Here is a 25,900-nt window from a genome sequence, read left to right on the forward strand (position 1 = left end):
GGCGCCTTGTCGGAACGTCCTGACAGACCTGGTCGGAGTCCTCGCTGACCCGGCGCACGCGGGTCATGTTCGCCTTCCGGCAGCTGCTCGTCGAGCACGAGGAGCAATTGGCCCGGATCATCTCCGCCGAGCACGGCAAGAGGTCCTGAAGCAGGTCCGGTCCCAGCAGCGGGCCGAGGCCGAACTGAGCGAGGTCTCCGCGCTCGCCGTCATGGTCTTCCCGTCCCTGGTCTCCGGCATCGGGGTCTCCAACACGTTCTTCCTCTTCGTGGTGGCGGGCCTGCTCTCGTTCACCTTCGTCAAGCTCTCCGTCCCCGAGACCAAGGGCCGCACCCTCGAAACCCTCGAAGCCGAACTCCGGGCGCGCTTCTCCTGACCTCGTTCGAAGGAATACGACCATGACCGTACGTGTAGGCGTCATCGGCGCCGGAATGATCGGCCAGGACCACATACGACGCCTGACCGAGGTCGTCACCGGGCCGACCGTCACCGCCGTGACCGACATCGACGCGGCCCGGGCCACCGAGGTCGCCGCCCGGGTCGGCGCCACCGCCCTTCCCACCGGGGCCGATCTGATCGCCTCGCCCGACGTGGACGCCGTCCTCGTCACCTCCTAAAGGCCCACCCACGCCGAGCACGTCCTGAACACCGTCGCGGCCGGCAGGCCGGCACCTGGACATCGGCCAGGGCGAGGTCGACTGGGACGCGTTCCTCGGCACGCTGCGCGAGCTGGGCTTCGACGGCGTCGCCACCGCGTGCGTCTTCGCGTGGGAGGAACGCGCCCACGACTCCTCGGCGTTCATGCTCGACCGCATCACCAAGGAACTCCCCGCCGCCTAGCGGTACTGACCGTGGTGTCCGTCCTCGCCGAGGGCGGACACCACAGTGATGCCCGGTTGCCGTGGGCCGGCCGTCACGACGCGGCGTGGCGTTGGGCGCGCAGTCCCTCCAGCAGGCGCAGCCAGACCTCGGCGGCCGTGGGATAGCTCGGGACGACGTGCCACAGCACGGACAGCGGTACGCGCGCCACGATGGCCACCGTCGCGGAGTGCACGAGGTCCGCGATGCCGGACCCCACGAAGGTCGCCCCCACGATGGTGTCCGTGGCCCGGTCGACGACCAGTTTGGCGCGGCCGACATAGTCCTCGCGCATCACGTACGTGCCGGCGAGGCCGGCCATGTCGTACTCGACGGTCTCGACGTCGAGGCCCGCCGCACGGGCCTGCTGCTCGGTCAGGCCCGCCGAGCCCACCTCCGGTTCGGTGAACGTCACTTGCGGATTGCCGCGGTGACCGTCCGCGGTGGTCAGCGGGTCGGCGTGCATGCGTCCCTCGGCGCGCGCCGCGATCACCTCACCGGCGATCCGCGCCTGGTACTTGCCCATGTGCGTGAGCAGCGCGCGCCCACAGATGTCACCGATGGCATAGAGCCACTGACCGTCCACGCCCTGTACGGCCTGTTCGTCGTCGACGGTGAGGAAGCCGCCGTCGGGCAGACCGACGGTGGACAGCCCGATGTCCTGGGTGTTGGGGGTGCGTCCGGTGGCGAGCACCAGTTCGTCCGCCGTGATCTCGCCGTTGTCGTCGAGCACCACGGTGACCGGTCCGCCGTGCACCATGCCGACTCCCGTGTCCCGCGGGTTCTTCCGGGACACCGAGCTCACCGACCGGCCGGGGACCAGCTTCACCCCGGCCTCCCGCAGCCGGTCCGCGACCATCCGGCCGGCGAAGGGCTCGACGCGTCGGATCAGACCCGTACCGCGGTAGACGACGGTCACCTCGACGCCGAGGGACTGCAGCCAGGTGGCGGACTCGCAGGCGACCACACCGCCGCCCAGGATCACCACGCTGCGCGGCACCTCGTGCAGATTGGTGACGTCGCGCGAGGTCCAGGCCCGGGCGTCGGCCAGACCGGGAAGGGGCGGCACCGCCGTGCACGAGCCGGTGTCGATCACCACGGCGTGCCGTGCGGTCAGGGTGCGCTCGTCGCCACCGGCAGCGGTGACCCGCAGGGTGCGCTCACCGTCGAGCCGTCCGTAGCCGCGGATCACGTCGATGCCGGTGTTCAGGGCCCACTGGACCTGCGAGCTGTCGTCGAGTCCGTTGACGACCCGGTCCCGGCGGGCAAGGACCGCGGACACGTCCAGCCCGCGTCGGGCGATCAGGGAGGCCACCCCCGGCACGTGCCGGGAGTTCTCCAGCATCTCGCCGGGCCGCAGCAGCGCCTTGCTGGGCATGCACGCCCAGTACGAGCACTCACCGCCGACGAGTTCCGCCTCGACCAGCACCGCGTCCAGGCCCGAGAACTGCGTGGCGTACTGGGCGGCGTTCTCCCCGGCGGCGGCGGCGCCCAGAACGATCACGTCCCATTCGGTCCGGTCGGGGTCCACGGCTGCACTCATGTAGCTCCTCCGGCGTCCTCCGCAGGCGGTTCCGCTCCCCGGCCCGTACACTGCGGGACCTCTGTCGTGGGCACGGTCAACGTCCGGGTGCCTTGGTCTTGACCTCCTGCAGGAACCAGGTGTTGCCGTCGGGGTCACTGAACGTGGCGAACGAGCCGTAGTCGCCCGGTGCCGGTGCGCGGCCGGCTACGCGCTTCTCGGATCCGCTGTGATGGAAGATCCCGCCGGCGTCGTGGAACACCTCGGACACATCCGCCCCGCGGTCGACGAGTTCGGCGCGGGCCGCGTCGATGTCGGTGACGACGAGATAAAGGTTCTGCAGGGAACCCGGTTCCGCCGCGGTGACGCCCTGGCCGAAGATGACCGACGCCTGCGAGCCGGGCGGGGTGAACTGCACGACCCGGAAGCCGTCCTCGCCGGGGAAATCGGCGTCGAGACGCCATCCGAGCGCTTGATAGAAGCCCTTGGCCCGGTCGACGTCGGCGACCGGAATCACCACGACCTCGAACTTCATGTCCATCGATGACCGCTCCCTTGGACACGCGGCGGCTGGGCCTGCCGAAGCCCGCGCAGCGTGGGTCGCACCGGGCACCACGACACCTGCTCATTGTCGCGCGGGTCGACCTGTCCGGCGAGCGGTGCGGGCGGGGGCCTGTACCCACCGGGGGTCCCCGGGCAGGCCGGCCCGCGGCGTCGGCCCGGCGACACACACACGTCCGGGCCCTGCGCGGCTCCTTCGGTTGCGCGGGTGCCGTCGCTGGTCCGCGTGCTCAATTCCTTTACATCAGAAACCAGTTGACAAGGGCGACGCGTCAAGTCAAAGTCCCCGCTGATGGACTTCGACGACTTGGCGCCGGCCGAGGAACAGGTGCGGAGGGCGTATTCCCGCGGCGAAACAGTGGGCTTCCGAGCGGCGGAGGGCGAGGATCCCGGCGCCGGAGCGGACTGGGGGCCCCAGCGGACCATCCGTGCGTCGGTGCTGAAGGCACTGCTGGTGAGTACGCCGCAGGAGGACGGGCAGATCGCCGCGCTCAGAATCCGCGGCGTCCGCGTCACCGGGACACCGAATCTCGCATCGGGGTGATCGACCAGCCCGTCCGGCTGAGCACTGCTACTTCGAAGCGGCTCCCGACCTCTACGGATACCGACTGCGGAGGTCGTACCGGGCGAGGTGCTCCTCAACAACCTCGGCTACAGCACCCTGTCCCCGCACGAACCCGCCGAGCGCCGCCCGCCCATGCTGCGCAGGGACGGCGATGGCTATCTCCCCCATGCCTACGAGCAGTTGACGGCCGCTTACCGCCGCGTCGGCGACGACCACGGTGCTCGTGTCGTCCAACTCGCCGAGTTACGCAGGCACCGTGGCACCCTGCCCTGGTACGCCCGCGCCTGGGCCACCTCCAGGAAGCAACCGTCGGCTACGGTTACCGCCCCCTCCTCGCGGGCGCGTGGCTGCTGTCCCTGCTGACGGTCGGGTCGGTCGCCTACGCCCTGCACCATCCCCGTCCTCTCAAGGCGTCCGAGGCACCGCACTTCAACCCGGTGTTCTTCACCCTCGACCTGTTGCTCCCCGTGATCTCCTTCGGGCAGGAGGGCGCCTTCGCTCCGGACGGCTGGTACCGGACACTGTCCTACGCCCTCGTGATTGCCGGCTGGATCCTTGCCACGACGGTCGTCGCCGGCATGACCCGGACCATCAGCCGCCAGTGAGACGCGGAGCAGCCGGCACCCGTGAGAGCCGTGACGTCATCGGCGCGGTGGTCGGCGGTCCCTCCCGACGAGGGTGGGTGAAGTCCCCGAAGGACGCCGGACCACGTGCATGTACGTGACCGCGATGACGAGGGACAGACCGATCGTGGACGGCACGGCGGCCAGCGCCCACCAGCCCGTGCCGGCCCCGGGGCTCGCGACCGCCCAGCGGCAGACGGGGACCGAAGCCGCCGTCAGCCCGCAGCCGATGAGGACGGCAACGGCCTTTCGGGCACGACCGGGGTCGGGCGGGGGCTGATCGTGACGCAGCTCCGTCCACTGGCGCGCGACCTCGTGCCGCTCCCGGCGCCGTTGCACGGCCGCGCGTATCCGCAGGACCGCCGTGACCGCGATGCCCAGCGCGGCCACGACGGACGGAATCCACCATCCCTCGGCGACGAGAAACAGCACCGCGACGCACCCTGCTGTGCCCCAGCCGATGAGGCAGGCCGCGGCGGCACTGCGCCGGGAGACGGGCCGGTCGGCGCCGGCGCGCAGGTCGGCGAGTGCCGGTACGTACCAGACACAGCCGGACGCGGTGGTGACTGCGACTCCCATGGCGAGGACGGCTTGTGGCATGGCCTACCTCGCCGCCTCGAAAGCGGCGATCTCCGGGTGGTTCAGGTCGAACGCCGGGGACTCGCTGCGAATCTGCGGAAGCCGGACGAAGTTGTGGCGCGGCGGCGGGCAGGAGGTCGCCCACTCCAGCGAGCGGCCGTAGCCCCACGGGTCGTCGACGTCGACCGGCTTGCCGTACTTGGCGGTCTTCCAGACGTTGTAGAAGAACGGCAGGATCGACAGGCCCAGCACGAACGAGCTGATCGTGGAGATCGTGTTCAGGGCGGTGAACCCGTCGGCCGCGAGATAGTCCGCGTAACGGCGCGGCATGCCCTCGGCCCCCAGCCAGTGCTGGACCAGGAACGTGCCGTGGAATCCTACGGTGAGCGTCCAGAAGGTGATCTTGCCGAGGCGTTCGTCGAGCATCTTGCCCGTCATCTTCGGCCACCAGAAGTGGAAGCCGGCGAACATCGCGTACACGACCGTACCGAAGACCGTGTAGTGGAAGTGGGCGACGACGAAGTACGAGTCGGAGAGGTGGAAGTCCAGTGGCGGTGACGCCAGGATCACGCCCGTCAGGCCGCCGAAGAGGAATGTGATCAGGAAGCCGGTGGTCCACAGCATCGGTGTCTCGAAGGACAGCGAGCCCTTCCACATGGTGCCGATCCAGTTGAAGAACTTCACCCCGGTCGGCACGGCTATCAGGAAGGTCATGAAGGAGAAGAACGGCAGCAGCACACCGCCGGTGACATACATGTGGTGGGCCCACACCGTCACCGAGAGACCCGCGATCGCGATCGTCGCGGCGATCAGTCCCAGGTAGCCGAACATCGGCTTGCGGGAGAAGACCGGGATGACCTCGGAGACGATGCCGAAGAACGGCAACGCCAGGATGTACACCTCTGGATGGCCGAAGAACCAGAAGAGGTGTTGCCACAGCAGTGCCCCGCCATTGGCCGCGTCGAAGATGTGACTGCCGAACTTGCGGTCGCACTCCAGCGCGAACAGCGCCGCGGCCAGCACCGGGAACACGATCAGGATCAGCAGCGCGGTCAGCAGCACGTTCCACACGAAGATCGGCATACGGAACATCGTCATGCCGGGTGCGCGCATGCAGATGATCGTCGTGATGAAGTTGACCGCACCGGCGATCGATCCGAACCCGGACAGCGCGACGCCCATGATCCACAGATCCGCGCCGAGGCCCGGCGAGTGCACGGCGTCCGACAGCGGCGCGTACAGGAACCACCCGAAGTCGGCCGCTCCGCCCGGGGTGAGGAAGCCGAACGCCGCGATCGACGAGCCGAACAGGAAGAGCCAGTAGGCGAGCATGTTCAGGCGCGGGAAGGCAACGTCCGGGGCGCCGATCTGGAGCGGCATGATCCAGTTCGCGAAGCCGGTGAACAGCGGCATCGCGAACATCAGCAGCATGATCGAGCCGTGCATGGTGAACGCCTGGTTGAACTGCTCGTTCGTCATCACCTGCAGGCCGGGGCGGGCCAGTTCGGCGCGCATCAGCAGTGCCATCACACCGCCGACGATGAAGAACACGAAGGCGGTCACCAGGTACATCGTCCCGATCTTCTTGTGGTCGGTGGTCGTCAGCCACTCCGCCCACGTCGACCGCCGGCCGGCCGTCTGCTCCGTGTCCCCGGATATGACTCCGGCCGTGGAGACCGGCGCGGCCGCCGGCCGCAACGTCTCCAATTGCTGTTCCTGCATCTCGCCCACCGGACGGTGCCCTCCTCGTGTCATGTGAAGGCGACCGGGAAGTGCCACAGTGCGGGTGGGTACCGGGCCTTCCCGGCCGCCGCCTCATGATCGTCGGAGGGGTGCCGGGGCCGGATAGGGCCGAACAGTCCCAGAACCGTCGGCGACTAGGGCCAGGTGGCCCACTTCTGGAGAACGGAGAGGCAACCTACCAACGTTTACGACGTTATCGGCGCACTGCCCGATTCGCAGGGCTCCGTCGTGAGTTGTCGACCGCGCATTGCGGTACGTCAGTCGTCACCTCGGTGCCGGGTGACGATGCGGCAGGGCACCGCGAAATGGCCGACCCCGCGCTCCACCTCGGCCATGACGCCGGCCGCTGCCGGGGCACGGAGCGTCACGGTGACCGTCACCGTCCCGGACTCGGCGTCGACGCTCACCCCGGTGACCTCCTACCTCGCACTGGCGGTGACGGCAGGCGCCGCACTCGCACTGGGCTCGCTGCTGCACACAGCCCGACCGCGACGACGCCAAGTCCGCGGACCTGGTCGCCTGCGGTCTGCTACGGCAGTTCGGCATCCCCGCCGACGAGGCCGCGCGACTCTGCTCGCTCGAACTGCCCGACCTCGATCTCGTCGACCCCATCGCCGGCTGAGCCGAGCCCCGCTCCTGCTGTAGCGGCTGCTCCAACTAGGCTGGGCGCTTGATCAGCAGGTGGCCGTCCTACGACGGTCAAGGGCACCGCACGGATCGGAGAGGCGCGCACATGACCAGGGGGCATACGGGGCGGAAGCAGCGCGCCAACGGTGTGGAGTCCCGCCGCCGTATCCTCGACGCCGCCGTCGAGATCGCGGGCGAGCGCGGCTACGAGGGCACCTCGATCGCGGCGGTCAGCGCCAAGTGCGGCCTGCCGGCGAGCTCGATCTACTGGCACTTCAAGGACAAGGACGACCTGATCGCCGCAGTCATCGAGCGGAGCTTCGAGACCTGGCTGACGGCCGTGGAACTGCCCGGCGAAGAGACGGGCACGCCGCTGGAGCGGGCCACTGCCATGGCGGCGAACGTGGCCAAGTCACTGGTCGACGCCCGGGACTTCCTGCGCCTCGGCCTGATGCTCGCCCTGGAGCGGCGGCCCACCGAGCCGCGTGGCCGGGCCGTGTTCCTCCAGGTGCGGGGCATCGCCCACCAGAGGATTGCCGAAGTGCTCGCGACCCTGTTCCCGGACCTGGACCAGGACGACGTGCAGACCCTCACCGTCTACGCCATCGCCGGCGCCGACGGCCTGTTCGTGCACCGGGAGATCAAGGGCGACGCCGTCGACCTGGTCGCGCTGTTCGAGCTGCACGCGCGGCTGCTCCACGACGCGGCGGCCCTGATGACGGCGAGGACGCAGCCGCACAGATGACCGCCGGTGCCGGACGACACCGGCGGCCATGGTGTGCCGGTCAGTGCACCTGGCCGACCTGGTAGTCACCGGCGGGCTGCTGGGTGATGACGTTGCCGCGGTTGAAGGCGTTGATGAGGGCGATCTGGGTCACCAGGGCGGCGAGCTGGTCCTCGTCGTAGTGCTTGGCGGCGTTCTCCCAGGCCTCGTCGGTGACACCACCGGCCGCGTCGGCGATGCGGGTGCCCTGCTCGGCCGGCTCCAGGGCGGCGCGTTCGGCCTCGGTGAACACCGTGGCCTCCCGCCAGGCCGCGACCAGGTGGAGACGCACTGCCGTCTCCCCCGCGTGCGCGGCCCCCCTTGGTGTGCATGTCGATGCATCCGGCGCAGCCGTTGATCTGGCTGACTCGGAGCGAGACCAGTTCACGCGTCGAGGCCGGCAGCGTCGACTTTGCGAGGGACTTGCTCGCGGCGATGATGTGCTTGAAGGCCTTGGCCGCGGCGGGGTCGGCCATGACGTTCAGACGAGCTTCCATGGTTCACTCCTGCGTCGTCGTCGATGGCTACACCCCTTGGACCGAACAGCTCCCCCAGTTGCGACACGAGCGGATGTGACCTGCGTCTCCCCTCTACGCCGGGCCGGCAATGCGCCTCCGTGCGCCGCCCCTACCGGGTGACTGTGGCCCAAACACCCCTGGTCCTACCGGAATCCGGCCGCCGCGCTGGTCATGATGCCGGGGTGATCCCTCCAACGCCCCCCACCATGAACCGGCACCGGGCCCTTCTCCCCGTCGGGCTGGGCACGGTCGCCCTGGCCGCGCTCCTTGCCCCGCTGTCGGCCGCTCCCGCTGCCGCCCGGCCCACCACCGCACGCGTCGACCTTCCGCCTCCGCCGCGGCCGGTGACGGTCGGCGAGTTCCGTACCGACGCCTACCTGCGTTCCATCGACGGCAACCCCGGCCTGCAGCGGGACTTCTTCCGGCACCTGCCCAAGGGCGCGGACCTGCACAACCACCTCTCCGGCGCGGTGGCGACCGAGTACCTCCTCCAGCTCGCCGCCGAGGAGGGCCTGTGCATCGACACAGCCACGATGACCGCCGTGCAGCCGCCCTGTGGACCGGGCACCCGCCCTGCCGCAGACACCCGCACCGACCCCGCCTTCCGTCAGGCAGTGATCAGGGCGTGGTCCATGCAGGACTTCCCGCCCGACCAGAGCGGCCACGACCACTTCTTCGCCACGTTCGGCAAGTTCGGCGCGGTCACCGGGAGCCATCGGGGCAAGCAGCTCGCCCAGGTCGCCGAGGGCATCGTGGATCAGAACCAGTTCTACCTGGAGACCATGGTCACCCCCGCCTCCGACGGCGCCCGCCGGCTCGCCGCCGAGGTCGGCTGGGACAGCGACCTCGCCCGCCTGCACAGCAAGCTCGTCGCGGCCGGCAAGCTCGACAAGGTGGTCGCCGACGCGCGCAAGGAGGCCGACGACGCCGACGCCGAGTTCCGCGCCGAGGAGCGCTGCGGCACCGATCGCCCGAGGCCCGGCTGCCGTCTGACGGTGCGGTGGATCTCGCAGGTCTCGCGCGGCACCGCGCCCGAGCGGGTCTTCACCCAGATCGCCCTGGGCATGCGCCTGGCCGAGCGCGACGGACGGTTCGTCGCCATCAACCTGGTCCAGCCCGAGGACGGGGAGATCGCGCTGCGCGACTACAGCCTCCAGATGCGCATGATCGCCTATCTCCGCACCCAGTACCCGCACGCCCATGTCACCCTGCACGCCGGTGAGTTGCGGCCCGGCCTGGTCAAACCGGAAGACCTCACGTTCCACATCGACGAGGCCGTGAACGTCGCCCACGCCGAGCGCATCGGGCACGGCGTCGACTTCGTCCACGAGAACGACTGGCAGGCGCTCGCCCGCACCATGGCCGCTCGCCAGGTGGCCGTCGAGGTGCCCTTCTCCAGCAACGCGCAGATCCTCGGCATCAAGGGCGCCGAGCACCCCTTCCAGACGTATCGCGCCTACGGCGTCCCCGTCGTCCTGGCCACCGACGACCCCGGCGTCTCCCGCATCGACATCAGCCACGAATACCAGTACGCCCACGACACCTACGCGCTGTCCTACCCCCAGCTCAAGGACCTGGCCCGCGCCTCCGTCCAGTACGCCTTCCTGCGCGGCGCCGGCCTGTGGCGGGGCAACCCGACGGCCATCGGCTACCGCCCCGTCGCCGCCTGCCAGGGGGACGTGCTCGGCACTCCCGTGCCCAGCCGGCGCTGCCGTGACCTGCTCGCGTCCAGCCCCAAGGCAGCAGTCGAGTGGCGCCAGGAGGCGGCCTTCGCGTCCTTCGAACGCGCATTCCGCCGCAACGGCGCCTGACGCCCACCCACACGGGTGCACGCCCACCCCACACGGGTGCACGCCGACGGGTGTGCACCCGGCCCACCCCTACCCTGTCACCGCCACTGCTTCACTAGCACTGCGGACGGCGCCCGTGGTTCGCGGCGTGCTTACGACGGGACTTCTTCTTCCGGCGTCGCTTCGAGGACATGGCCACCTCCCACGGATACGGCGCATCAGAAAGCATCCTGCGTTCCGACCACCCACGATTCCACAGAGCCCACGGTGACGCGATTCGGCGCAGGTCACCCGACCACCTCCGCAGCTTCCGTGACGGGAGCCGCGGGAAGGTCGTCGAGGAAGGTGACCGTGGGCACGTGGAACAGGCATCCGGTGACCGCGGTCGAATAGTCGAGGATGCGGTCGTGCTTGGCTCCGCCGTCGCCGAGGAACATGTGCCTGAGCATCTCTTCGGTCACGTCGGGCGTACGGGCATAGCCGATGAAGTACGTGCCGAACTCACCCTCCCCGATGCTGCCGAACGGCATGTTCTCGCGAATGATCTTGCGCTCGTTGCCGTCCTCGTCGGTGATGGTGTTGAGCGCCACGTGCGAGTCGGCAGGCTTGATGTCGTCGGGGAGTTCGACGTTGGTCAGCTTGGTCCGTCCGATGACCTTGTCCTGTGCCTCCGTCGACAGGGCGTTCCACGCCGTCATGTCATGCAGGTACTTCTGCACGATCACATAACTGCCACCCCTGAAGTCGGGGTCCTCGTCGCCGATGAGCGCGGCATCGGCCGCGACCCGGCCGCCGGGGTTCTCGCTGCCGTCGACGAAGCCGAGCAGGTCGCGCTCGTCGAAGTACTTGAAGCCATGCACTTCGTCGACCACCGTGACGGCACCGTTCAGCCGCTCCGCGATCAGCCGGGCCAGTTCGAAACAGAGGTCCGTACGACGGCCGCGCACATGGAACAGCAGGTCTCCCGGCGTTGCCGGGGCCCGGTGGCGCTCACCGGCCAGTTCCACGAACGGGTGCAGCTCCCGTGGGCGCGGCCCGCTGAACAGCCGGTCCCAGGCCCCCGATCCGATGCCGACGACGCAGCTGAGTTCGTCGTCGGGCGCGCGGAAGGCGACCGAGCGGCACAGGCCCGAGACATCCTCCAGCAGGTCCCGGACGGTCTCCTCGCGGCCGGGCGTGATGGTGGCCACGAGGAACAGGGCGGCTTGGGCAGGCGGAACGATCACGGGCTGCAACTCGAGCACGAGCCCGCCTCCTCACGGGTGCGAAGGAAACCTGTCGTCATCGGAACGAAATGTCCCTCACTTCATGCTGCTCGTTCTCCATCCTGCTGCGACTCGGGGGAGTCCGCGCGCGTACGGCCTCAGCCGCTGACGATGCCCACCACGAGGTTGATGGCGGTGGCGAGGATGCTGGTGCCGAAGACGTACGAGATCAGGGTGTGCCGCAGCACGATCGCACGGATGGCCGAACTCGACACGTTGTTGTCGGACACCTGGTACGTCATGCCGAGGTTGTAGCTGAAGTAGAAGAAGTCCCGGTACGCCGGTGGGCGGTCCGAGTTGAAGTCGATCCCGCCTGCCGTCTCGTAGTACACGGCGGCATAACGCGTGGCGTACATCAGGTGCAGCGCGGCCCATGCCATGAAGACGCCGCCGAGCGCGGTCGCGGCAGCGGCGTGGCCGGTCTCGGACCGGCTGCGCACGAGCATCAGCACGATGGCGATCAGTCCGCACAAGGCCACCGCAACGATCACGGATTCCTCGGCGAGGGGCCGGAAGTCCTCACGCCGGGCATTGCGGTGGGTGGCGGTCGCGTCCATCGGCCACAGCACCAGCCAGCCTGCCAGGACGAAGATCAGCCCCGTTGCGGCGATGCCCGCGAGGACCCCCAGCACCGGATCGATCGGCACTCCGACGGCCGCGCCCACGACGGCTCCGAAGACCACCGCGCCGACGAGGCGGGGTACGGCGTCCAGGGGCAACCAGGTTTTCACGGACCACCACGGTAGTCCCAGCGGCTGGATGCCGCCGCCATGGCGAGTTGGCGTGACGCGATGCGCCATGAGGTGACCGAGGCCGACACCGCGGTGGCCGTGGGCAGGGGGACGTGCCCGTACTGGCCACTCCGCGGCTGACCGCGTGGATGGAGGCGGCGACGCTGCGGGCCGCCGCGCCGTTCGTCGGGACAGGTCGGACAACGGTGGGTACGGCGCTGCGTGTCGAGCACGTGCGGGCCACACGGGTCGGCGAGTGCGTGGATGTCTTCGCCGAACCTCCGGCCGCCGCGGGCCGGCGCCTCACGTTCCGGGTACGGGCCGTCGACGGTTCGGGGAGGTTGGTAGCGGAGGGCGAGATCGACCGGGCGGTCGTCGACCGGGAGCGGTTCCTCTCGAACGGCCGCTCAGCGCCGCCGTACCTCGGGCGCTCGGGCGACCGGCGTTCCGGCACACCGACGGACGCGGTCACCGGCCCCAGATCCGTCGGTAGCCCTCCCGGTAGCCAGACGGGTCCCACGTCGTGGCGCTGTCGCTGTTGGCGGCCGTGGCCAGGTGGACGGGGGCGACATAACCGCTGGCGTGCCGGCCGGAGTAGGCGCGGTTGAACTCGTCGATGATCTGCCAGCCCTGCAGGGACAGCGGCTCGGGGACCGTGGCGGTCTGGTACTGCCCGCTTTCGATGCGCTGGAAGGCGGACGGGTCGCCGTCGCCCGCGCCGATGTTGAAGGGCGGGCCGGAGCCCTTCTTGCCGGCGGCGCGGAAGGCGGGGGCGGCGTCGGCGAAGTACAGGTCGTTGATGGCGACGGAGTGGGTCCACTTGCTCTGGAAGCGGGACAGGAGCGAGGAGACCTCCCGGGGTGTGCGGCTGCTCGCGTCCGCGATCGGGATGTTCTCCTACGCGAGGAAAGGCCGACGGCCAGGACGGCGACGGCGACGAGCGTGCCCAGGGCATTGGGGCGCCCGGGTCTCACCGCGGTGGAGCCGAGGAGGGCGCCGGCGAAGGCGGGCAGCAGATAGTCGAGGCCGACACTCGGGTTGCCGACCCGCAGCTGGGCCGCGAGCAGGATGCCGGCGAAGCCGGTGATCAGCCCCGAGGCGGTGAAGGCGTAGACGGTGTAGGTGCGGGTCGGGATGCCGACGAGGTCGGCGGTCCGCGGATTCGATCCGATGACGTACAGGCTGCGGCCGAGCGGCAGCCGCTCCAGCACCAGCCAGAGGACGGCTGCGAGGGCCAGCGCATAGAAGGCGGGGACGGGCAGGCCGAGGAACGTGGAGTCGTAGAGGTCGGTGAAGGCGGCCGGGAGTCCTTGGACGCCGGGGACGATACGTCCGCCGCCGGTGACCCATCCGGTCACGGCGTACAGCATGCTGCCGGTTCCGAGGGTGGCGATGAAGGAGTCGATCCGCCCGAACTCGACGATGACGCCGTTGAGGACACCCACGACGCCCGCTCCGACGAGCACGGCGAGGCAGGCGAGGGGCCAGGGCCAGTGTGCGTTGACGATGAGCTGCAGGACCATGACGTGCGCGAGTCCGAGGACGTAGCCGATGGAGAGGTCGAACGCCCGGGTCACGATGGGGACCATGGCGGCGAGCGCGAGGATGGCGGGGATCGACTGGGTGGACAGGATCGAGTCGACGGTTTCCCGGGTGGGAAAGGTGTGGGGCAGGGCGAGGGAGAAGGCCAGGAAGAGCAGGCCCGTGAGCGCGAGCAGGCCGTAGGCGGAGACGAGGTGGCCGCCCGGGCGGTGCCGTCGCGGTCGGGGCGGGGAGGGGGCGGCGGTCACGGGCCGGTCGCGGTTCCGCGGGCGGGCAGGGCGGAGGCCGCCCGGATGAGCCCGGAGACCGTCAGGCCCGCGCCACTCAGCTCGGCCGTCACGGACCCGCGGACGAAGACCACGGCGCGGTCGCACACATGGGTGACTTCCTCGAAGTCGGTGGAGATGAGCAGGGCTCCGAGGCCGGCGTCCAGCGCCTGGTCGAGCAGGCGGTACACCGCGGTCTTGGCACCGATGTCCACGCTTGCGGTGGGCTCCTCGAGGATGAGCAGGCGCAGTCCCGAACGCAGCCACCGGCCGATCATGACCTTCTGCTGATTGCCGCCCGACAGGGTGGCGATGGGGGCCTCGGTGTCGTGGGGGCGCACCGAGTAGCGGTCGATCAGGACGGTGGCGACGGCGCGTTCCCGGCGGGGGCTGATCCAGCGCAGCGCGGGCAGGCCGCCGACGCGTGGGTTGGCCAGCAGGTTCTCCCGCACCGTCAGTTCGGCGGCGCAGCCCTCGCGTTGCCGGTCGGCGGAGACGAGTCCGACGCCGAGGGCGACGGCATCCCCGACGTTGCGCGGGTGGTACGGGCGGTCGCCGAGCAGCACCCGGCCGTCGAGCAGGGGGCGGGCACCGGCGAGGGCTCGGCCCAGGTCCGCGTGTCCCGCGCCCGTCAGGCCGACGAGTCCCAGGACTTCCCCGGCGGCGAGTTCCAGGCTGACCGGTCCCGCGCCGGGGGTGCGTACGCGGTCGAGGGCCAGGACGGTGGGTACGGCGGGCCTCCCCGCCCCGGCCGGAGGAGCGTCGGTACGGGTCCTGGCCGGGCGGAAGCCGGACGGTTCCTCGCCGACGATGTCGCGCACCAGGCGGGCGGGGCTGTGGCCCGCGAGGGAGCCGTGGCTGACGAGGCGCCCGTCGCGCAAGGCCGCGAAGGTGTCGGCCACCTCGTACACCTCGTCGAGCCGGTGGGTGACGTAGAGGATGCCGTGTCCCCGGTCGCGCAGGGCGTGCAGGACGCCGAAGAGCCGGGCGCAGTCCACCGCGGGGAGACGGGCGGTCGGCTCGTCGAGGACGATGAGCTTCGCCCGGGCCGCGAGGGCTCGCGCGATGGCAACCAACGAGCGTTCGGCGGGGGCCAGTTGGGCGATGGGGGCGTCGGGGTCGAGATGTCCCGCGACGAGCCGCAGGGCGTCGGTGCAGCGCTCTGTGGTGCGCCGCCAGGAGATCAGTCCGGCGCGGCGTGGATAACCGGCGGTCAGTGCGATGTTCTCGGCGACCGTCATCCACTCCACCAGGCCGAGATCCTGGTGGATGAAGGACATGTCGCGGGACGCCTCCCGGGTGCCGATCGGGTGCCCGGCGACGGTGATCCGTCCGGTGTCGGCGTGATGGACACCCGCGAGCACCTTGATGAGTGTGGATTTTCCCGCGCCGTTGGGGCCGCGGAGCGCGAGCACACTGCCGACGGGAACGTCGAGGTCGATCCCGGCCAGCGCGAGGGTTCCGCCGAAGCGCTTGCCGAGCCCGCGGACGCGGACCAGGGGTTCGGCTCCGACTCCGGAGATCGGCCTGATGGGGTCGTCCATGGGTTCGTCTCGGATTGCATATTCGTCTTCGAAAACACACGTCTCTGATGCATAAGGGCTATTAGCGGAGCAAATCCAAGAATTCCGAACATTCCGCATCGCCTCGCGATCCCGGCGGATGGACGGACCGTCAGGCCGCGGCCAGCGCGCATTCGGCCCAGATGACCTTGCCCTGCGAGGTGTAGCGCGTCCCCCAGCTCTGGGACAGCTGCGCGACGAGGAACAGGCCGCGACCGCCCTCGTCGGTGGTGGCGGCCCGGCGCAGATGCGGGGCGGTGTTGCTGGTGTCGGAGACCTCGCAGATCAGGTTGCGGCCGTGCAGCAGCCGTACCCGGATGGGCCCCGCACCGTGGCGGACGGCGTTCGTCACCAGCTCACTGAGGATCAGTTCGGCGGCGAAGGTGGTCTCGTCGAGTCCCCAGTCGGCCAACTGCCGTACGGCGCCTGCCCGGACTTCCCCGACGAGAGCCGGGTCCGAGGCCAGGTCCCAGGTGGCGATGCGGTCGACGGCCACGGCGTGGGTGCGGGCGACGAGCAGGGCGATGTCGTCGTAGGGGTGGTCGGGCGCCACAAGATCCAGAACGGCCTGACAGGTCTCCTCGGGCGAGTGCTCGGGGTGCGCCAGGGCGCCGCACAGACTGCGGAGCACTTCGTCGACATCGCGGTCGCGGTCCTCGATCAGTCCGTCGGTGTACAGGACCAGTCGGCTGTCCTCCGGCAGGTGGAACTCGGCGGTCTCGAAGGGCAGGCCGCCGAGGCCGAGAGGGGGACCGGCGGGCAGGTCGGGAAACGACACGGTGCCGTCGGGGTGGACGAGCGCGGGCGGGGGGTGACCGGCGCGGGCCATGGCGCACTGCTGTGACGTCGGGTCGTAGACCGCGTACAGACAGGTCGCTCCGATGATGCCGAAGTCCTCGGTCTCGGGGTCCTCCCGGTCGAGGCGGCCCACGACGTTGTCGAGATGGGCGAGGACTTCGTCCGGGGGGAAGTCGAGTTCGGCGAAGCTCCGCGCGGCAGTGCGCAGGCGGCCCATGGTGGCGGCGGAGAGCATGCCGTGGCCGATGACGTCCCCGACGAAGAGGCCGACACGGTTGCCGGAGAGGGGGATGACGTCGTACCAGTCCCCGCCCACATCGGATTCCGCGGGCATGTAGCGGTGGGCGACGTCGACGGCGTCCTGATCGGGCAGACAGTGCGGGAGCAGGCTGCGCTGCAGCGCCAGGACCATCGCGCGCTCATGCGTGTAACGCCGGGCGTTGTCCATGGACAGGGCGGCGCGCGCGGCGAGTTCCTGGGCCAGTGACCGGTCGTCGTCGCCGAAGGGGTCCGGGTCCTGCGAGCGGTAGAAACCGGCGACTCCCAGGACGACACCGCGGGCCACGAGGGGAACGGTGATGAGGGAGTGCACAAAGGCCAGCAGCCGCTCGCCCAGCTCGGGGTCCTGGGCCAGCCAGCCCGCGGCGACTTTCAGGTCCGGTTCCAGTACCGCCTGCCGGCTGGTCAGGCACCGCAGCTGCGGCGTGGTCGGGCCGAAGTCCATCCGCGTGCCGACCGGGCTGAAGGGCAGGTCGTTGCGGATGCCGCGGACCACCGTGCGCCGCAGATCGCTCTCCGGGTCGGCGGACGCCTCGCCGCGCAGTACGGCCTCGGGCAGGTCGATGGTGACGAAGTCGGCCAGTCGCGGGATCGCCGTCTCGGCGAGTTCCTCGGCCGTCCGGCGCACGTCCAGGGTCGTGCCGATGCGGGCGCTGGCCTCGGACAGCAGTTCCAGTCGGCGCCGTGCGGCGAGGGCGTACTCCCCCACGTACGGCTCCCCCACCAGGACGAGCCCCCTCGTCGGCGGCCGGGAGCCGGGCTGAAGGTCCGTCATCGAGCCGCTGCCGACGAACGTGCGCATCGGGGCGGCGAAGACGCGGTCGCGGTCCGGTACCGGGACCGGGACCGGGACCGGGACCGCGGGAGCCTGTCCGGGCGGCGGGCCGGCGGGGAGGGGTGCGTGCCCCGAGCCGTCGACGACCTCGTCCGACTGATGCGGGATGGTGACGGGTGGCCGGGGTTCGGGGCCGGTGAGAACGGCTTCGATGGCGACGCCCTCCACCCCCGAGGCGCTTGTCGTCGGCCGGCTCACCAGCGTGATCTGCCGGCCGTCGGACAGGCGTATGTGCGCCGCTGCCCGCTGGGCGCAGGAGATCAGCTCGGCGGCCCTCTCCAGGAGGGCTGCCCGGTCACGGGGGTGCAGCTCGGGGGCCAGTTCGTCCACGCCTATGCGGTGGTGAGGATCCGCGGCGGCATCGGTCCTCGCGTCCAGGTACGCCCGCAGGAGCGCACGCTCGCGCACGGAACTCTGGCCCAGCAGCCGCCGTTCGATGGCCTCGGCCGCCTCGCGGATCACGGTGGCGAGGGCCGGATGCTCGGCGTCCCGCGGATAGCCGAAGCACAGGACGCCTTCGATGCGTCCGCTGAGCGGATCGCGGACGGGCAGCGCACGGCAGGCGCTGCCCTGAGCACGCTCGGCGAAGTGCTCGGCCCCGCAGACCCGGACGAGTTGACGTTCCGCCAGCGCGAGCCCGATGCCATTGGTCCCGGCGTACTGCTCGGCGAACACGAATCCCGGGACGCGCTGGATCGCGGGGAAAGTACGGGCCAGCGAGGCATCGCCGAAGCGGCGCAGGAGGACGGCTCCGTGCGCATCGGCGATGGAGATGTTCATCGCGCTGCCGGTGAATCTGGACTGCAGCCGGTCGAGCACCGGGACGGCCGCGTGGACGAGTCTGCCGTCCGTGTCGAGATCCTCGCGGAAGGGGAGGCCGGCCTGGTCCGGCGAGAGGCCCAGGGTCCGGCAGCGCTGCCAGGAGCCCAGGATCGGCGTCCGTACGCCTTCCTCGACCGTCTCACCCTGCAGGAACCGTTCACGGGTACGTACGGGCCCTGTGCCGCCTGGCGCACGTCCCGTGGGCGTCGGTTTCCCGCCGGACCGCACCACGCTCTGCCTCGCTCACGCACGCGCTATCGGATCGCCCTGAAAAACCCGGTATTGACGAGAATACGGCGATAAGGGGCGTCAGTCACGATAGGCAAGATCGCTCACACTCGGTGACCGGTCGGGACGGTCCGTCGACGCATGCCGTGACCGACGAGACCGACGAGACCGCTGATCACCGCACCGCGACCGGTCACAGAACCGCGACCGGATTGACGGGCGAGCCCGTCCCGCCCGGCACGTTCAGCGGTGACAGGACGAACAGGAACTCGTACCGCCGCGCCTCGGCCGTCGCGGCGGACAGCGCCTCCAGGTCGAGGTTGTCCAGCAGCGGCACCCCCATCGCCGCCACGGCCAGGGCGTGCACCGGGGAGTGGACGCCGTCCACGGGCGAGGGCCGCACATCGCTGTCACCGTCCGCGCCGAGCAGCGCGACACCACGCTCGGCCAGCAGCGGTACGGCGTCCACATGAAGGCCGGCGCTCGCCGTGCCGGGATCCCAGGCGCCGAGTTCCTTCCGGCGGCGGACATGACCGGAGCGCAGCAGCAGCGCGTCGCCCTCGCCGATCGTCACGCCCAGCACCTTCTCCGCCGCGAGGATGTCCCGCGCATGGACCGCCTGTCCCGGTTCCAGCCAGCGGAGCCCGGCGACTGCGGGGAGGTCGATCAGCACACCCGTGGTGACGAGAGGCCCCAGCGCGGACACCGCGCCGAAGCGGGCACCGGCGGCGTCGACGACCTCGTTCGCCGTCCGGCCGTCGTGGAGCCGCCCCCGGTAGGCGATGTGGCACAGGGCGTCCAGATGGGTGACCGCCTTGCCGTGGTAGTCCGCGCCGATGAAGTCCTTGTGGGTGGAGGGTTCGGGCGGCTCCACATCACCGAGATCGGTCATACGGTGCTCGGCGGGACGGCGGTTGTCGGGGCCGGTCCGGGTGTTCCAGGGCAGCCCCAGAGGCACGACCGTCCCGGACCGCACGCGGGCCGCGGCCCGGCGCACGTGGTCCGCGGTGACCCGGTTCCAGGCACCACGGTCGGCCGTGGCCCAGCGCCCCCACGTACGGACCGCCTCGAACAGTGCGTCGAACTCCTGCCGGGAGACGGCGGGCCCGTTGCCGGGAGCAGCCGGCGCGGGCCGCGGACCGTCGGCGAAGCCGGAGCTCATCTGCACCCACCACTCCCGGTCACGGAGTCGCTGTGATGATCAGAACTCCAGCGTCGCACACACCCGCCTCACAGGTCTCGGGGTGGGTGGCGCCTCACCCGGAGGCCCACTGCCGCGACCAGCAGGACCGCGCACCCCGTGAACACCAGACCGGCATTGCGCACCCCCAGCGCCTGCGTCAGGGCACCCACCCCGACGACCGGCAGGGAGATCCCCACATACGCGACGACGAAGAACGCCGAGATGGTGGCGCCCCGCTGTGCCTCGGGCGCCGCAGAACTCACCGCCGTCAGTCCCGCGCGGAACGCCATGCCCTGCCCCACGCCGCCCGTCACCGCGCCCAGCAGCAACACCGGGAAGGACGTCACGAGCAACGAGACCGCGATGACGAGGAGGCCCGTGACGAGCACCAGGCACCCCCACGGCAGAGCCCTGCGCGCCCCGACGCGACCCATGAGCACCTGGCCACAGGTCGAGGCGCCGAACACACAGAAGACGACGACACCGACCACCGCCAGGTTGTGTTCGCCGAGCGTCTGGGCGAGGAAGGCCGGGGCCACCGCCGTGAACAGGCCGAGCAGGGAAAAGCCCGCGAACGCCGCCAGGGCGCAGGGCGCGAACACTCCGCGCACCTCGGGTGGGACGGTCATGCCCTGCGGCCGCACCGGGGGCCGGGGCCCGGCGTGGTGCACGGTCTCGGGCAGGCGGCAGGTGACCGCGACGGCGACCGCCACGAGCACCAGATGCACGACGAAGGGCAGCTTGAGCGGCCAGGGCGCGTACTGGGCCAGGAAGCCGGAGACCAGAGGTCCGAGTCCCAGGCCCCCCATATTGGCCGCGGTCGCCGCCAGTGCGGCACGTGCACGCCGCCCGGCCGGTGCCAGATCGAGGACGGTCGCGGTGCCCGTTCCGCTGAGCAGCCCCGCCGAGAAGCCCGACAGCACCCGGCCCACGTACAGCAGCGGCAGTCCGCCCTCGAACAGGAAGCACAGCGCGCTGAGCGCGGCCAGGGCGAGCGCGCCCAGCAGCACCGGACGCCGCCCCAGCACGTCGGAGAAGCCACCGGCGATCAGCAGAGCGGTGATGACACCCACCGCGTAGACGGCGAACACCACGGTGACGGTGAGCTCGGAGAACCCGATCTGCTGCCGGTACAACCCGTACAGCGGCGTCGGCAGGGTGGTCCCCATCATGCCGACGGCGAAGACACCCGCCGCGGCCTTGTACCCGGGCCGGTGGCCCTGCCGACGGCGGACGGTGTCACTGGCGATCACACCTCACCATAGACATCTGTATGGGACACGGCGGCCATCGTGGCGGCGGCCAGAACGAATGTGATGGCCACAGGCGCCGCCGCACGACCGGACCGGCCCCGTCAACGGGGGTCCGGTGCCTCGGACGCGGTCCGGCGGTGGCCGGTGACCTTGGAGGCGGGGAGGCGGCCGGCCTTCGAGGTCCCCGTGAGGGTGTCACCGACGACGGTCACGGTGAAGGTCAGGTTCAGGCGCATCGGCCGGGTGACGGACTGTTTCCAGGTGAGCGTCCGGCCTTCGACGCCGACGTCCACGAGGGGGATCTGCTCGCCGGCCCCGTGAGCGATCCCGGTCAGCCGCCCGGCTTCACGGCGCAGTTCGATGACGGGCTTGATCCGCCCGATGGGGGTGGCGATGGTCAGGTCCCAGGTGCCTTCGACGGTCATGCGGTGGTGGTTCCTCACGGTCTCGGTGCGGGTGGCGGACATCAGAAGGCGGTGGGGACGGGGCCGTGGGCGCGCCAGACGGTGCCGCGTCGGTCATGGGCGAACAGCTCCTCGACTGCGTGGGCGATCCGCGGACCGACCTCGCGCTCCAGCAGATACAGGCCCAGGTCCAGGCCCGAGGTGACGCCGGCTCCGGTGACCAGGTCACCGTCGTCGACCACCCGGGCGCGTACGGCGTGGACGCCGGTGGCATCCAGCATGTCCAGGCCCATGTGGTGGGTCGTGGCGTTGCGTCCCTCGATCAGACCGGCCATCGCCAGCACCAGGGAGCCGCCGCAGACCGCCGTCATGGTGATCCGCGGATTGTCGATGGCCGCCTTGAGCAGTCGGGGCAGTTCGGTGGTCAGCGTGCGGCCCAGCAGCACGGGGATGAACTCGTCCTGCCGCCACCGCGCCTCCGCGCCGGCGTCCTGGTCGGGCGTCTCACCCGGCTCGCCGACGCGGCCCGAGGCGCCGGGGACCAGGACCAGACCGGGGCGGTCCGGATCCAGGGCGGAGGCGGCGCGCAGCGCCAGACCTCCGGTACCGCTGACCACCTCCCGGGGGCCCTCGGCGGAGACCAGTTCCACCGTCACCGCGCCGCCGGAGGCGCTCCCGCCGGCGTGGAGGACTTCGTAGGGGGCGATCACGTCGAGCGGGTCGAACCCGTCGAACAGAACGATCTGAACGTGCATGTGTATGTCTTTCAAGTCGGGGCGAGTTGTCTCCGAGGTCGTGGTCGAGCCGACGCCGGCCGGCTGCGCTCGCCACGCTAGGCCTGGGTACTGCTCGCCCCCAGAGGCGTTCGTGACACCCTTCAACGGGATCTCGCCAGCCCTTGTGCAGGTGCCCTTCGGGAGCGGGCCGCTGTAGCGTGTCCGGGTGGTGACGAGCGACGCGTACCGGGAGCTGGGAGAGGCCGCCTGGTCATGGGTGCTGAAGCAGGTCCTCGATGACAAGGGCCCCTGGCTGCCGGAGACGGTGCCCGATTCGGCGCCGGAGGAAGGCCAGGACCCGGCACCACCGAAGGATCGGGACTCGCTGTACGCGGGGATTGCCGGTCTCGCCCCGGTGTTGGCGGAGATCGAGCAGTACCGGGCATGGAGCGACAGCGAGGGGACACTGGCGACGGGGATCGTGACCAGGCTGTCGCAGGAGGCCCGGGGCAGAACGGAACCATCGCTGTACGACGGCCTGGCAGGCGACACCATGGCGCTGAGGCTGCTCGCCCCGGGCAGGGAGTCGATCGCGCTGCGGCGCCTGGCCGGCCTGGCCACCCCCGAAGGCTGGAAGACCACCCTCGAATTCGAACCGGGTTCCGACGCGCCCCTCAACGACATCATCATGGGGACCGCCGGTGTGGTGATGACCGCCGTCTGGGCGGGCGGTGAGTTCGCGGAGGCCATCGCGACAACAGGCGGCGAGGCCCTGCTGCGCACGGCGGACCGGACACAAGCGGGCCTGGACTGGGGGATGACGCCGGGCACGGTGTCGCGGGCACCGAACTACTCGCACGGCACCTCCGGAGTGGCCGCCGCGCTGGCCGTGGCCGGTGCGGCACTGCATCGGGAGGACTTCGTCGAGGCCGCGGTGCGGGGAGCCCAACACGTGCTGTCCGTAGGCTCGTTGGAGGACGGCGGCTTCATCGTCCCGCACACGATCCCGCCGTCGAAACGGGAGGTGGAGCCGGTGACGTACACCTGGTGCCACGGTCCGGCGGGCACCTCCCATCTGTTCTCGGCGCTGTCGCACGCGGGCGTGACCGAGGTGGCGGGCCTCGACGTCGGCGAACTCCGGCAGCGCTGCCTGACCTCGATCCTCGACTCGGGAGTCCCGGAACGCCTGCGGCCGGGCTTCTGGGACAACGACGGCCGCTGCTGCGGAACGGCGGGCGTAGGGGACGTACTGCTGGACGCGGCACAGGACTGCGCGGACACGCCACGAGCCGAAACCCTCCTTCAGGCGGCGCGCACGATGGGCGACGCGTTGGTGGAGCGGGCGATCAGGGACGAGGCGGGCGCGCGCTGGCGCTTCCTGGAACACCGCAAGGACCCACCGCTCCTGGCGCCGGGCACGACGTGGATGCAGGGCGCTGCGGGCATCGCGGCGTACCTTCTCCGCCTCGCCCGGTTCCTCGAAACCGGCCCGGACGCAGTGGTGGTGGACCGCCCGGACCAGTGGTGGGCAGTGCCGCCACAGCTACGCAGTACGGCCTTGTGAGAGGAGCGGCGGCTCGTCCTGTGCCGACGGGGGCAGGACTCCGCTCCGACCCGCCGGTGCACTCGCACTCATCGAGTCGGCGCCTGGCCGATCGCCCCCGTGGTGTTCCTCGTACTGGCCGTGTTCTACGGCCCCATGATGGCCCGTCGCACAGGCAGGGTCTGGCCCGGCGCAGAGGAGCGGAGCCGTACCGAGCGAGCGGCGGTCGTACGCTCCACCCGGCGCGGTGAGGACATCGGCGACGCCCACCTGGCTCCCGCCGTCGTCACCTATGCGGACGGGCTGCGCCAAACCCGGGAACGCGGTGGGTGGGTGCGGTGGGTGGTACCGGGCCGGCAGCCCGATGACGGCTGAGGCACTGACCGGCCCCTGGCGCCCTGCCCGTCACCGGCTCAGTGGTGGCCGGTACGACTCACTACGATCATCAGCCATGGACTGGCTCGAGCGCACCGCGAAGTTGAGGCAGTGGACCAGGAGCGGCACGCGCGCTCCCCACAAGCCGCTGCTGCTCCTGTACGCCCTCGGCCGGTTTCAGGAGGACTCCGACAGCGGGCTGCGGTACAGCGCCGTGGAGGAGGATCTGCAGCGGCTGTTGACCGAGTACGGGCCGCCCAACAAGACAACGCCTGCCTACCCCTTCCACCACCTGGTCAGTGACGGCGTCTGGGAAGTGCGTACCGACCGCGGGCCGGGCAGTCCCGGAACCGGGGTGCGGGATCTCCGGGAGACGGGTGCCACCGGACGGCTCGCGCCGGAGCTGAGAGCGGCGTTGCGACGCGAACCGCCGCTGCTCGGCAGGATGGCTCGTTTGCTGCTCGACCTGCACTTCCCGTCCTCGCTCCACACCGAGCTGTGTGAAGCCGTCGGACTGCGGCTGGAGCCGGCGGAGGCCGAACAGCTCTCCATGGCGAGGCGGCAGCGGGACCGGCGGATGCGGGAGCTGGTGCTGACCGCGTACGAGTACCGATGCGCCTTCTGCGGTTACGACGGCAGGATCGGCGCGGTGCCGGTCGGGCTGGAGGCCGCGCACGTGCGATGGTGGGCGTTCGGCGGTCCGGACGACGTCGACAACGGTCTGTGTCTGTGCTCGCTGCACCACAAGCTCTTCGACAAGGGTGTCCTCGGCGTCGGCGACGGTCATCGCATCCTGGTCTCGCAGCGCTTCGTCGGCCACAGCGCCGCCGCCCGCGACCACGTCATAGCCCTCGCGGGCCGACCACTCATCGGTCCTCAATCCGGCGTCCGGCCCGTCGCGGCGGCCCACCGCGACTGGCACACCCGCCAGGTCTTCCACGGCATCCCACGCCCGGCCACCGCCGTCTGACCACGGCTCCTGCTCGCCCCGACGGCAGACGCCCGTCTCCGGTGCCGACGTCCTGCGGCCGTGTCCGCCGTACACCCCCTAGTGAGCGAGCTCGATGAGGTGAGGTACCACGCGGGTGAGCCGGCCGACGCCCCACACGATCAGCAGGGCGCCCGCCGCCTCCGGCAGGATCCACCAGCCCGTTCGGATGTGCTCACTGAACAGGATCACGCCCAGGACGAGGCTCGTCGTCGCGTCTCCGATGGTCAGCGCGGGCTGTGAGGCGGCCAGTGAACCGGCTTGCAGGGAGTTCTCCAGGAGCAGGACCGCACAGATGCCGACGAGGGCGAAGCCGTACGTCTGCCAGGTGGCGAGGAACGCGGGAACACCGGCGTCGGCAAGCCGCCCCGTGGCCGACTTCATGAGTGCGGCGGTCAGGGCGTTGCCGATCGCGGCGGCCGTGGCGAGGGTGGCCGCGCGAAAGAGCGGCGAGCGTGCCGGTCGGGCCAGGACGACGGCCGCCGCCATCGCTCCCAGCAGCAGCGCCAGGACCGGCACCCAGCGCACCATGGCCGCCTGGTTCCCGGTACCCGCCGGCGCTGCCGCGGCCAGGACCACGGCCAGTCCGGTGACCACTGCCCCGACCGCCCACCAGCCTTTCGCGGGCAGCCCGCGGTGCATCAGCGGGGCGGCCACCAGCAGGGCGAACGGCAGCTCCAGGATGAAGAGCGGCTGGACCAGGGCCATGGGCCCGTTCACCAGGGCCAGGGCCTGGAACAGGGCGGCGCCCATGACGCCGGCGATGCCGATCACCCAGGCAGGGCGCCGTACGAGAGCGGCCAGCAGACGAAAGCCGCCGCCCCGGGACACCGATGAGGCGGCCTTCCGCTGGAACGCCGTTCCCACCGCATTGCTGGCGGCCCCCATCACAGCGCAGACGACAGCGAGCACGATCACACACCCACCATGCCCCGCCCGCCACGCATCCTCCCGCCACCGA

The 25,900-nt window shown here is 70.7% G+C and carries 23 protein-coding genes and 8 pseudogenes; 13 read left to right on the forward strand and 18 right to left on the reverse strand.

The features are described from left to right. Positions 1 to 23: 23 nt before the first annotated feature. The 4 genes and pseudogenes from ACZ4EG_RS08160 to ACZ4EG_RS08175 all read left to right on the forward strand — a co-directional run. Positions 24 to 140: pseudogene (locus ACZ4EG_RS08160) on the forward strand (aldehyde dehydrogenase family protein); the annotation flags it as partial. A gap of 5 nt (positions 141 to 145) precedes the next feature. Next, a complete protein-coding gene (locus ACZ4EG_RS08165) occupies positions 146 to 376 on the forward strand; it encodes an MFS transporter (protein ID WP_467790408.1) in 231 nt (76 codons plus the stop codon). Positions 377 to 398: 22 nt separating this feature from the next. Further along, positions 399 to 686, forward strand: a pseudogene (locus ACZ4EG_RS08170) (Gfo/Idh/MocA family oxidoreductase); the annotation flags it as partial. Further along, positions 667 to 840, forward strand: a pseudogene (locus tag ACZ4EG_RS08175) (TIM barrel protein); the annotation flags it as partial. The pseudogenes ACZ4EG_RS08170 and ACZ4EG_RS08175, both read left to right, overlap by 20 nt. A 73-nt stretch (positions 841 to 913) precedes the next feature. On the opposite strand, the gene ACZ4EG_RS08180 reads toward ACZ4EG_RS08175, so the two are convergent. Together ACZ4EG_RS08180 and ACZ4EG_RS08185 are read right to left on the reverse strand one after the other, a co-directional pair. Further along, positions 914 to 2,401, reverse strand: coding sequence for a dihydrolipoyl dehydrogenase family protein (locus ACZ4EG_RS08180; protein WP_467790016.1), 1,488 nt, complete (start codon positions 2,399 to 2,401; stop codon positions 914 to 916). Positions 2,402 to 2,477: 76 nt separating this feature from the next. Then, positions 2,478 to 2,921 (reverse strand): VOC family protein, encoded by a 444-nt coding sequence (locus ACZ4EG_RS08185; protein WP_467790017.1) that lies wholly within the window; start codon positions 2,919 to 2,921, stop codon positions 2,478 to 2,480. 312 nt (positions 2,922 to 3,233) lie between these two features. Between ACZ4EG_RS08185 and ACZ4EG_RS08190 the strand changes: the two genes are divergently transcribed. Continuing rightward, positions 3,234 to 3,485: a hypothetical protein gene (locus tag ACZ4EG_RS08190; protein ID WP_467790018.1), complete on the forward strand. Its 252-nt coding sequence runs from the start codon at positions 3,234 to 3,236 to the stop codon at positions 3,483 to 3,485. Positions 3,486 to 3,554: 69 nt separating this feature from the next. Further along, positions 3,555 to 4,111: pseudogene (locus tag ACZ4EG_RS08195) on the forward strand (membrane-associated oxidoreductase); the annotation flags it as partial. 36 nt (positions 4,112 to 4,147) lie between these two features. On the opposite strand, the gene ACZ4EG_RS08200 reads toward ACZ4EG_RS08195, so the two are convergent. The 3 genes from ACZ4EG_RS08200 to ACZ4EG_RS08210 form a co-directional block, all read right to left on the reverse strand. Continuing rightward, positions 4,148 to 4,729, reverse strand: a complete 582-nt coding sequence (locus tag ACZ4EG_RS08200; protein ID WP_467790019.1) for a hypothetical protein — start codon at positions 4,727 to 4,729, stop codon at positions 4,148 to 4,150. A 3-nt stretch (positions 4,730 to 4,732) separates the two neighbouring features. Beyond that, positions 4,733 to 6,430, reverse strand: coding sequence for an aa3-type cytochrome oxidase subunit I (gene ctaD / locus ACZ4EG_RS08205; RefSeq protein ID WP_453546858.1), 1,698 nt, complete (start codon positions 6,428 to 6,430; stop codon positions 4,733 to 4,735). 278 nt (positions 6,431 to 6,708) lie between these two features. After that, positions 6,709 to 6,858 (reverse strand): hypothetical protein, encoded by a 150-nt coding sequence (locus ACZ4EG_RS08210; protein WP_453546696.1) that lies wholly within the window; start codon positions 6,856 to 6,858, stop codon positions 6,709 to 6,711. Positions 6,859 to 7,184: 326 nt separating this feature from the next. Here ACZ4EG_RS08210 and ACZ4EG_RS08215 point away from each other — a divergent pair, with 326 nt between their 5' ends. Continuing rightward, on the forward strand, positions 7,185 to 7,823 hold the full coding sequence (locus ACZ4EG_RS08215; protein ID WP_467790020.1) for a TetR/AcrR family transcriptional regulator: 639 nt from the start codon (positions 7,185 to 7,187) through the stop codon (positions 7,821 to 7,823). 40 nt (positions 7,824 to 7,863) lie between these two features. Here the strand turns inward: ACZ4EG_RS08215 and ACZ4EG_RS08220 are convergent. Beyond that, positions 7,864 to 8,281 (reverse strand): annotated as a pseudogene (locus tag ACZ4EG_RS08220) (carboxymuconolactone decarboxylase family protein). On the opposite strand from ACZ4EG_RS08220, the gene ACZ4EG_RS08225 reads away from it, so the two are divergent. Together ACZ4EG_RS08225 and ACZ4EG_RS08230 are read left to right on the forward strand one after the other, a co-directional pair. Next, a complete protein-coding gene (locus ACZ4EG_RS08225; RefSeq protein ID WP_467790428.1) occupies positions 8,172 to 8,417 on the forward strand; it encodes a hypothetical protein in 246 nt (81 codons plus the stop codon). The pseudogene ACZ4EG_RS08220 and the gene ACZ4EG_RS08225 sit on opposite strands and share 110 nt — an antisense overlap. 148 nt (positions 8,418 to 8,565) lie before the next feature. After that, the gene (locus ACZ4EG_RS08230; protein WP_467790021.1) at positions 8,566 to 10,170 is read left to right on the forward strand and encodes an adenosine deaminase family protein; all 1,605 of its coding nucleotides are present in this window, start codon (positions 8,566 to 8,568) and stop codon (positions 10,168 to 10,170) included. 94 nt (positions 10,171 to 10,264) lie between these two features. Here ACZ4EG_RS08230 and ACZ4EG_RS08235 read toward each other — a convergent pair whose 3' ends face one another. The 3 genes from ACZ4EG_RS08235 to ACZ4EG_RS08245 form a co-directional block, all read right to left on the reverse strand. Then, a complete protein-coding gene (locus ACZ4EG_RS08235) occupies positions 10,265 to 10,378 on the reverse strand; it encodes a hypothetical protein (protein ID WP_467790022.1) in 114 nt (37 codons plus the stop codon). A gap of 58 nt (positions 10,379 to 10,436) precedes the next feature. Continuing rightward, the gene (locus ACZ4EG_RS08240) at positions 10,437 to 11,393 is read right to left on the reverse strand and encodes a Dyp-type peroxidase (protein ID WP_467790023.1); all 957 of its coding nucleotides are present in this window, start codon (positions 11,391 to 11,393) and stop codon (positions 10,437 to 10,439) included. 119 nt (positions 11,394 to 11,512) lie between these two features. After that, the gene (locus ACZ4EG_RS08245; RefSeq protein ID WP_467790024.1) at positions 11,513 to 12,145 is read right to left on the reverse strand and encodes a DUF1345 domain-containing protein; all 633 of its coding nucleotides are present in this window, start codon (positions 12,143 to 12,145) and stop codon (positions 11,513 to 11,515) included. 149 nt (positions 12,146 to 12,294) lie between these two features. Between ACZ4EG_RS08245 and ACZ4EG_RS08250 the strand changes: the two are divergent. Then, positions 12,295 to 12,471, forward strand: a pseudogene (locus tag ACZ4EG_RS08250) (thioesterase, FlK family); the annotation flags it as partial. Positions 12,472 to 12,613: 142 nt separating this feature from the next. Here ACZ4EG_RS08250 and ACZ4EG_RS08255 read toward each other — a convergent pair. The 8 genes and pseudogenes from ACZ4EG_RS08255 to ACZ4EG_RS08290 all read right to left on the reverse strand — a co-directional run. After that, positions 12,614 to 13,042 (reverse strand): annotated as a pseudogene (locus ACZ4EG_RS08255) (type 1 periplasmic-binding domain-containing protein); the annotation flags it as partial. An 8-nt stretch (positions 13,043 to 13,050) separates the two neighbouring features. Beyond that, positions 13,051 to 13,935 (reverse strand): annotated as a pseudogene (locus tag ACZ4EG_RS08260) (ABC transporter permease); the annotation flags it as partial. Then, complete coding sequence (locus ACZ4EG_RS08265; protein WP_467790025.1) at positions 13,932 to 15,497, reverse strand: sugar ABC transporter ATP-binding protein; 1,566 nt, start codon at positions 15,495 to 15,497, stop codon at positions 13,932 to 13,934. The pseudogene ACZ4EG_RS08260 and the gene ACZ4EG_RS08265, both read right to left, overlap by 4 nt. Before the next feature lie 130 nt (positions 15,498 to 15,627). Then, on the reverse strand, positions 15,628 to 18,480 hold the full coding sequence (locus ACZ4EG_RS08270) for a SpoIIE family protein phosphatase (protein ID WP_467790026.1): 2,853 nt from the start codon (positions 18,478 to 18,480) through the stop codon (positions 15,628 to 15,630). Between the two features lie 190 nt (positions 18,481 to 18,670). Then, a complete protein-coding gene (locus ACZ4EG_RS08275; RefSeq protein ID WP_467790409.1) occupies positions 18,671 to 19,639 on the reverse strand; it encodes a cyclase family protein in 969 nt (322 codons plus the stop codon). Positions 19,640 to 19,707: 68 nt separating this feature from the next. Further along, positions 19,708 to 20,910, reverse strand: a complete 1,203-nt coding sequence (locus tag ACZ4EG_RS08280) for an MFS transporter (RefSeq protein ID WP_467790410.1) — start codon at positions 20,908 to 20,910, stop codon at positions 19,708 to 19,710. A 104-nt stretch (positions 20,911 to 21,014) separates the two neighbouring features. Next, entirely contained in the window at positions 21,015 to 21,338 is a 324-nt protein-coding gene (locus ACZ4EG_RS08285) for a hypothetical protein (RefSeq protein WP_453546853.1), read from the reverse strand. 41 nt (positions 21,339 to 21,379) lie between these two features. Continuing rightward, positions 21,380 to 22,072, reverse strand: coding sequence for a DJ-1/PfpI family protein (locus ACZ4EG_RS08290; protein WP_467790027.1), 693 nt, complete (start codon positions 22,070 to 22,072; stop codon positions 21,380 to 21,382). Positions 22,073 to 22,259: 187 nt separating this feature from the next. Here ACZ4EG_RS08290 and ACZ4EG_RS08295 point away from each other — a divergent pair, with 187 nt between their 5' ends. The 3 genes from ACZ4EG_RS08295 (at position 22,260) to ACZ4EG_RS08305 (ending at position 24,921) form a co-directional block, all read left to right on the forward strand. Next, positions 22,260 to 23,597 (forward strand): lanthionine synthetase LanC family protein, encoded by a 1,338-nt coding sequence (locus tag ACZ4EG_RS08295; RefSeq protein WP_467790028.1) that lies wholly within the window; start codon positions 22,260 to 22,262, stop codon positions 23,595 to 23,597. A gap of 99 nt (positions 23,598 to 23,696) precedes the next feature. Continuing rightward, positions 23,697 to 23,951 (forward strand): hypothetical protein, encoded by a 255-nt coding sequence (locus tag ACZ4EG_RS08300; RefSeq protein WP_467790029.1) that lies wholly within the window; start codon positions 23,697 to 23,699, stop codon positions 23,949 to 23,951. A 76-nt stretch (positions 23,952 to 24,027) separates the two neighbouring features. Then, positions 24,028 to 24,921, forward strand: coding sequence for a phosphorothioated DNA-binding restriction endonuclease (locus ACZ4EG_RS08305; protein ID WP_467790030.1), 894 nt, complete (start codon positions 24,028 to 24,030; stop codon positions 24,919 to 24,921). Positions 24,922 to 24,999: 78 nt separating this feature from the next. On the opposite strand, the gene ACZ4EG_RS08310 is transcribed toward ACZ4EG_RS08305, so the two are convergent. Further along, positions 25,000 to 25,857, reverse strand: a complete 858-nt coding sequence (locus ACZ4EG_RS08310) for a DMT family transporter (RefSeq protein ID WP_467790031.1) — start codon at positions 25,855 to 25,857, stop codon at positions 25,000 to 25,002. Between the last annotated feature and the right edge of the window lie 43 nt (positions 25,858 to 25,900).

This window comes from Streptomyces sp. NPDC025638 (genome assembly GCF_055558775.1).

Bases quoted from the DNA above. Each gene is read 5' to 3' on its own strand.
- ACZ4EG_RS08180 (WP_467790016.1), bottom strand. From the start codon at position 2,401: ATGAGTGCAGCCGTGGACCCCGACCGGACCGAATGGGACGTGATCGTT.
- ACZ4EG_RS08185 (WP_467790017.1), bottom strand. From the start codon at position 2,921: ATGGACATGAAGTTCGAGGTCGTGGTGATTCCGGTCGCCGACGTCGAC.
- ACZ4EG_RS08190 (WP_467790018.1), top strand. From the start codon at position 3,234: ATGGACTTCGACGACTTGGCGCCGGCCGAGGAACAGGTGCGGAGGGCG.
- ACZ4EG_RS08200 (WP_467790019.1), bottom strand. From the start codon at position 4,729: ATGCCACAAGCCGTCCTCGCCATGGGAGTCGCAGTCACCACCGCGTCC.
- ctaD (WP_453546858.1), bottom strand. From the start codon at position 6,430: ATGCAGGAACAGCAATTGGAGACGTTGCGGCCGGCGGCCGCGCCGGTC.
- ACZ4EG_RS08215 (WP_467790020.1), top strand. From the start codon at position 7,185: ATGACCAGGGGGCATACGGGGCGGAAGCAGCGCGCCAACGGTGTGGAG.
- ACZ4EG_RS08225 (WP_467790428.1), top strand. From the start codon at position 8,172: ATGTCGATGCATCCGGCGCAGCCGTTGATCTGGCTGACTCGGAGCGAG.
- ACZ4EG_RS08230 (WP_467790021.1), top strand. From the start codon at position 8,566: ATGAACCGGCACCGGGCCCTTCTCCCCGTCGGGCTGGGCACGGTCGCC.
- ACZ4EG_RS08235 (WP_467790022.1), bottom strand. From the start codon at position 10,378: ATGCTTTCTGATGCGCCGTATCCGTGGGAGGTGGCCATGTCCTCGAAG.
- ACZ4EG_RS08265 (WP_467790025.1), bottom strand. From the start codon at position 15,497: ATGGACGACCCCATCAGGCCGATCTCCGGAGTCGGAGCCGAACCCCTG.
- ACZ4EG_RS08275 (WP_467790409.1), bottom strand. From the start codon at position 19,639: ATGAGCTCCGGCTTCGCCGACGGTCCGCGGCCCGCGCCGGCTGCTCCC.
- ACZ4EG_RS08285 (WP_453546853.1), bottom strand. From the start codon at position 21,338: ATGACCGTCGAAGGCACCTGGGACCTGACCATCGCCACCCCCATCGGG.
- ACZ4EG_RS08290 (WP_467790027.1), bottom strand. From the start codon at position 22,072: ATGCACGTTCAGATCGTTCTGTTCGACGGGTTCGACCCGCTCGACGTG.
- ACZ4EG_RS08305 (WP_467790030.1), top strand. From the start codon at position 24,028: ATGGACTGGCTCGAGCGCACCGCGAAGTTGAGGCAGTGGACCAGGAGC.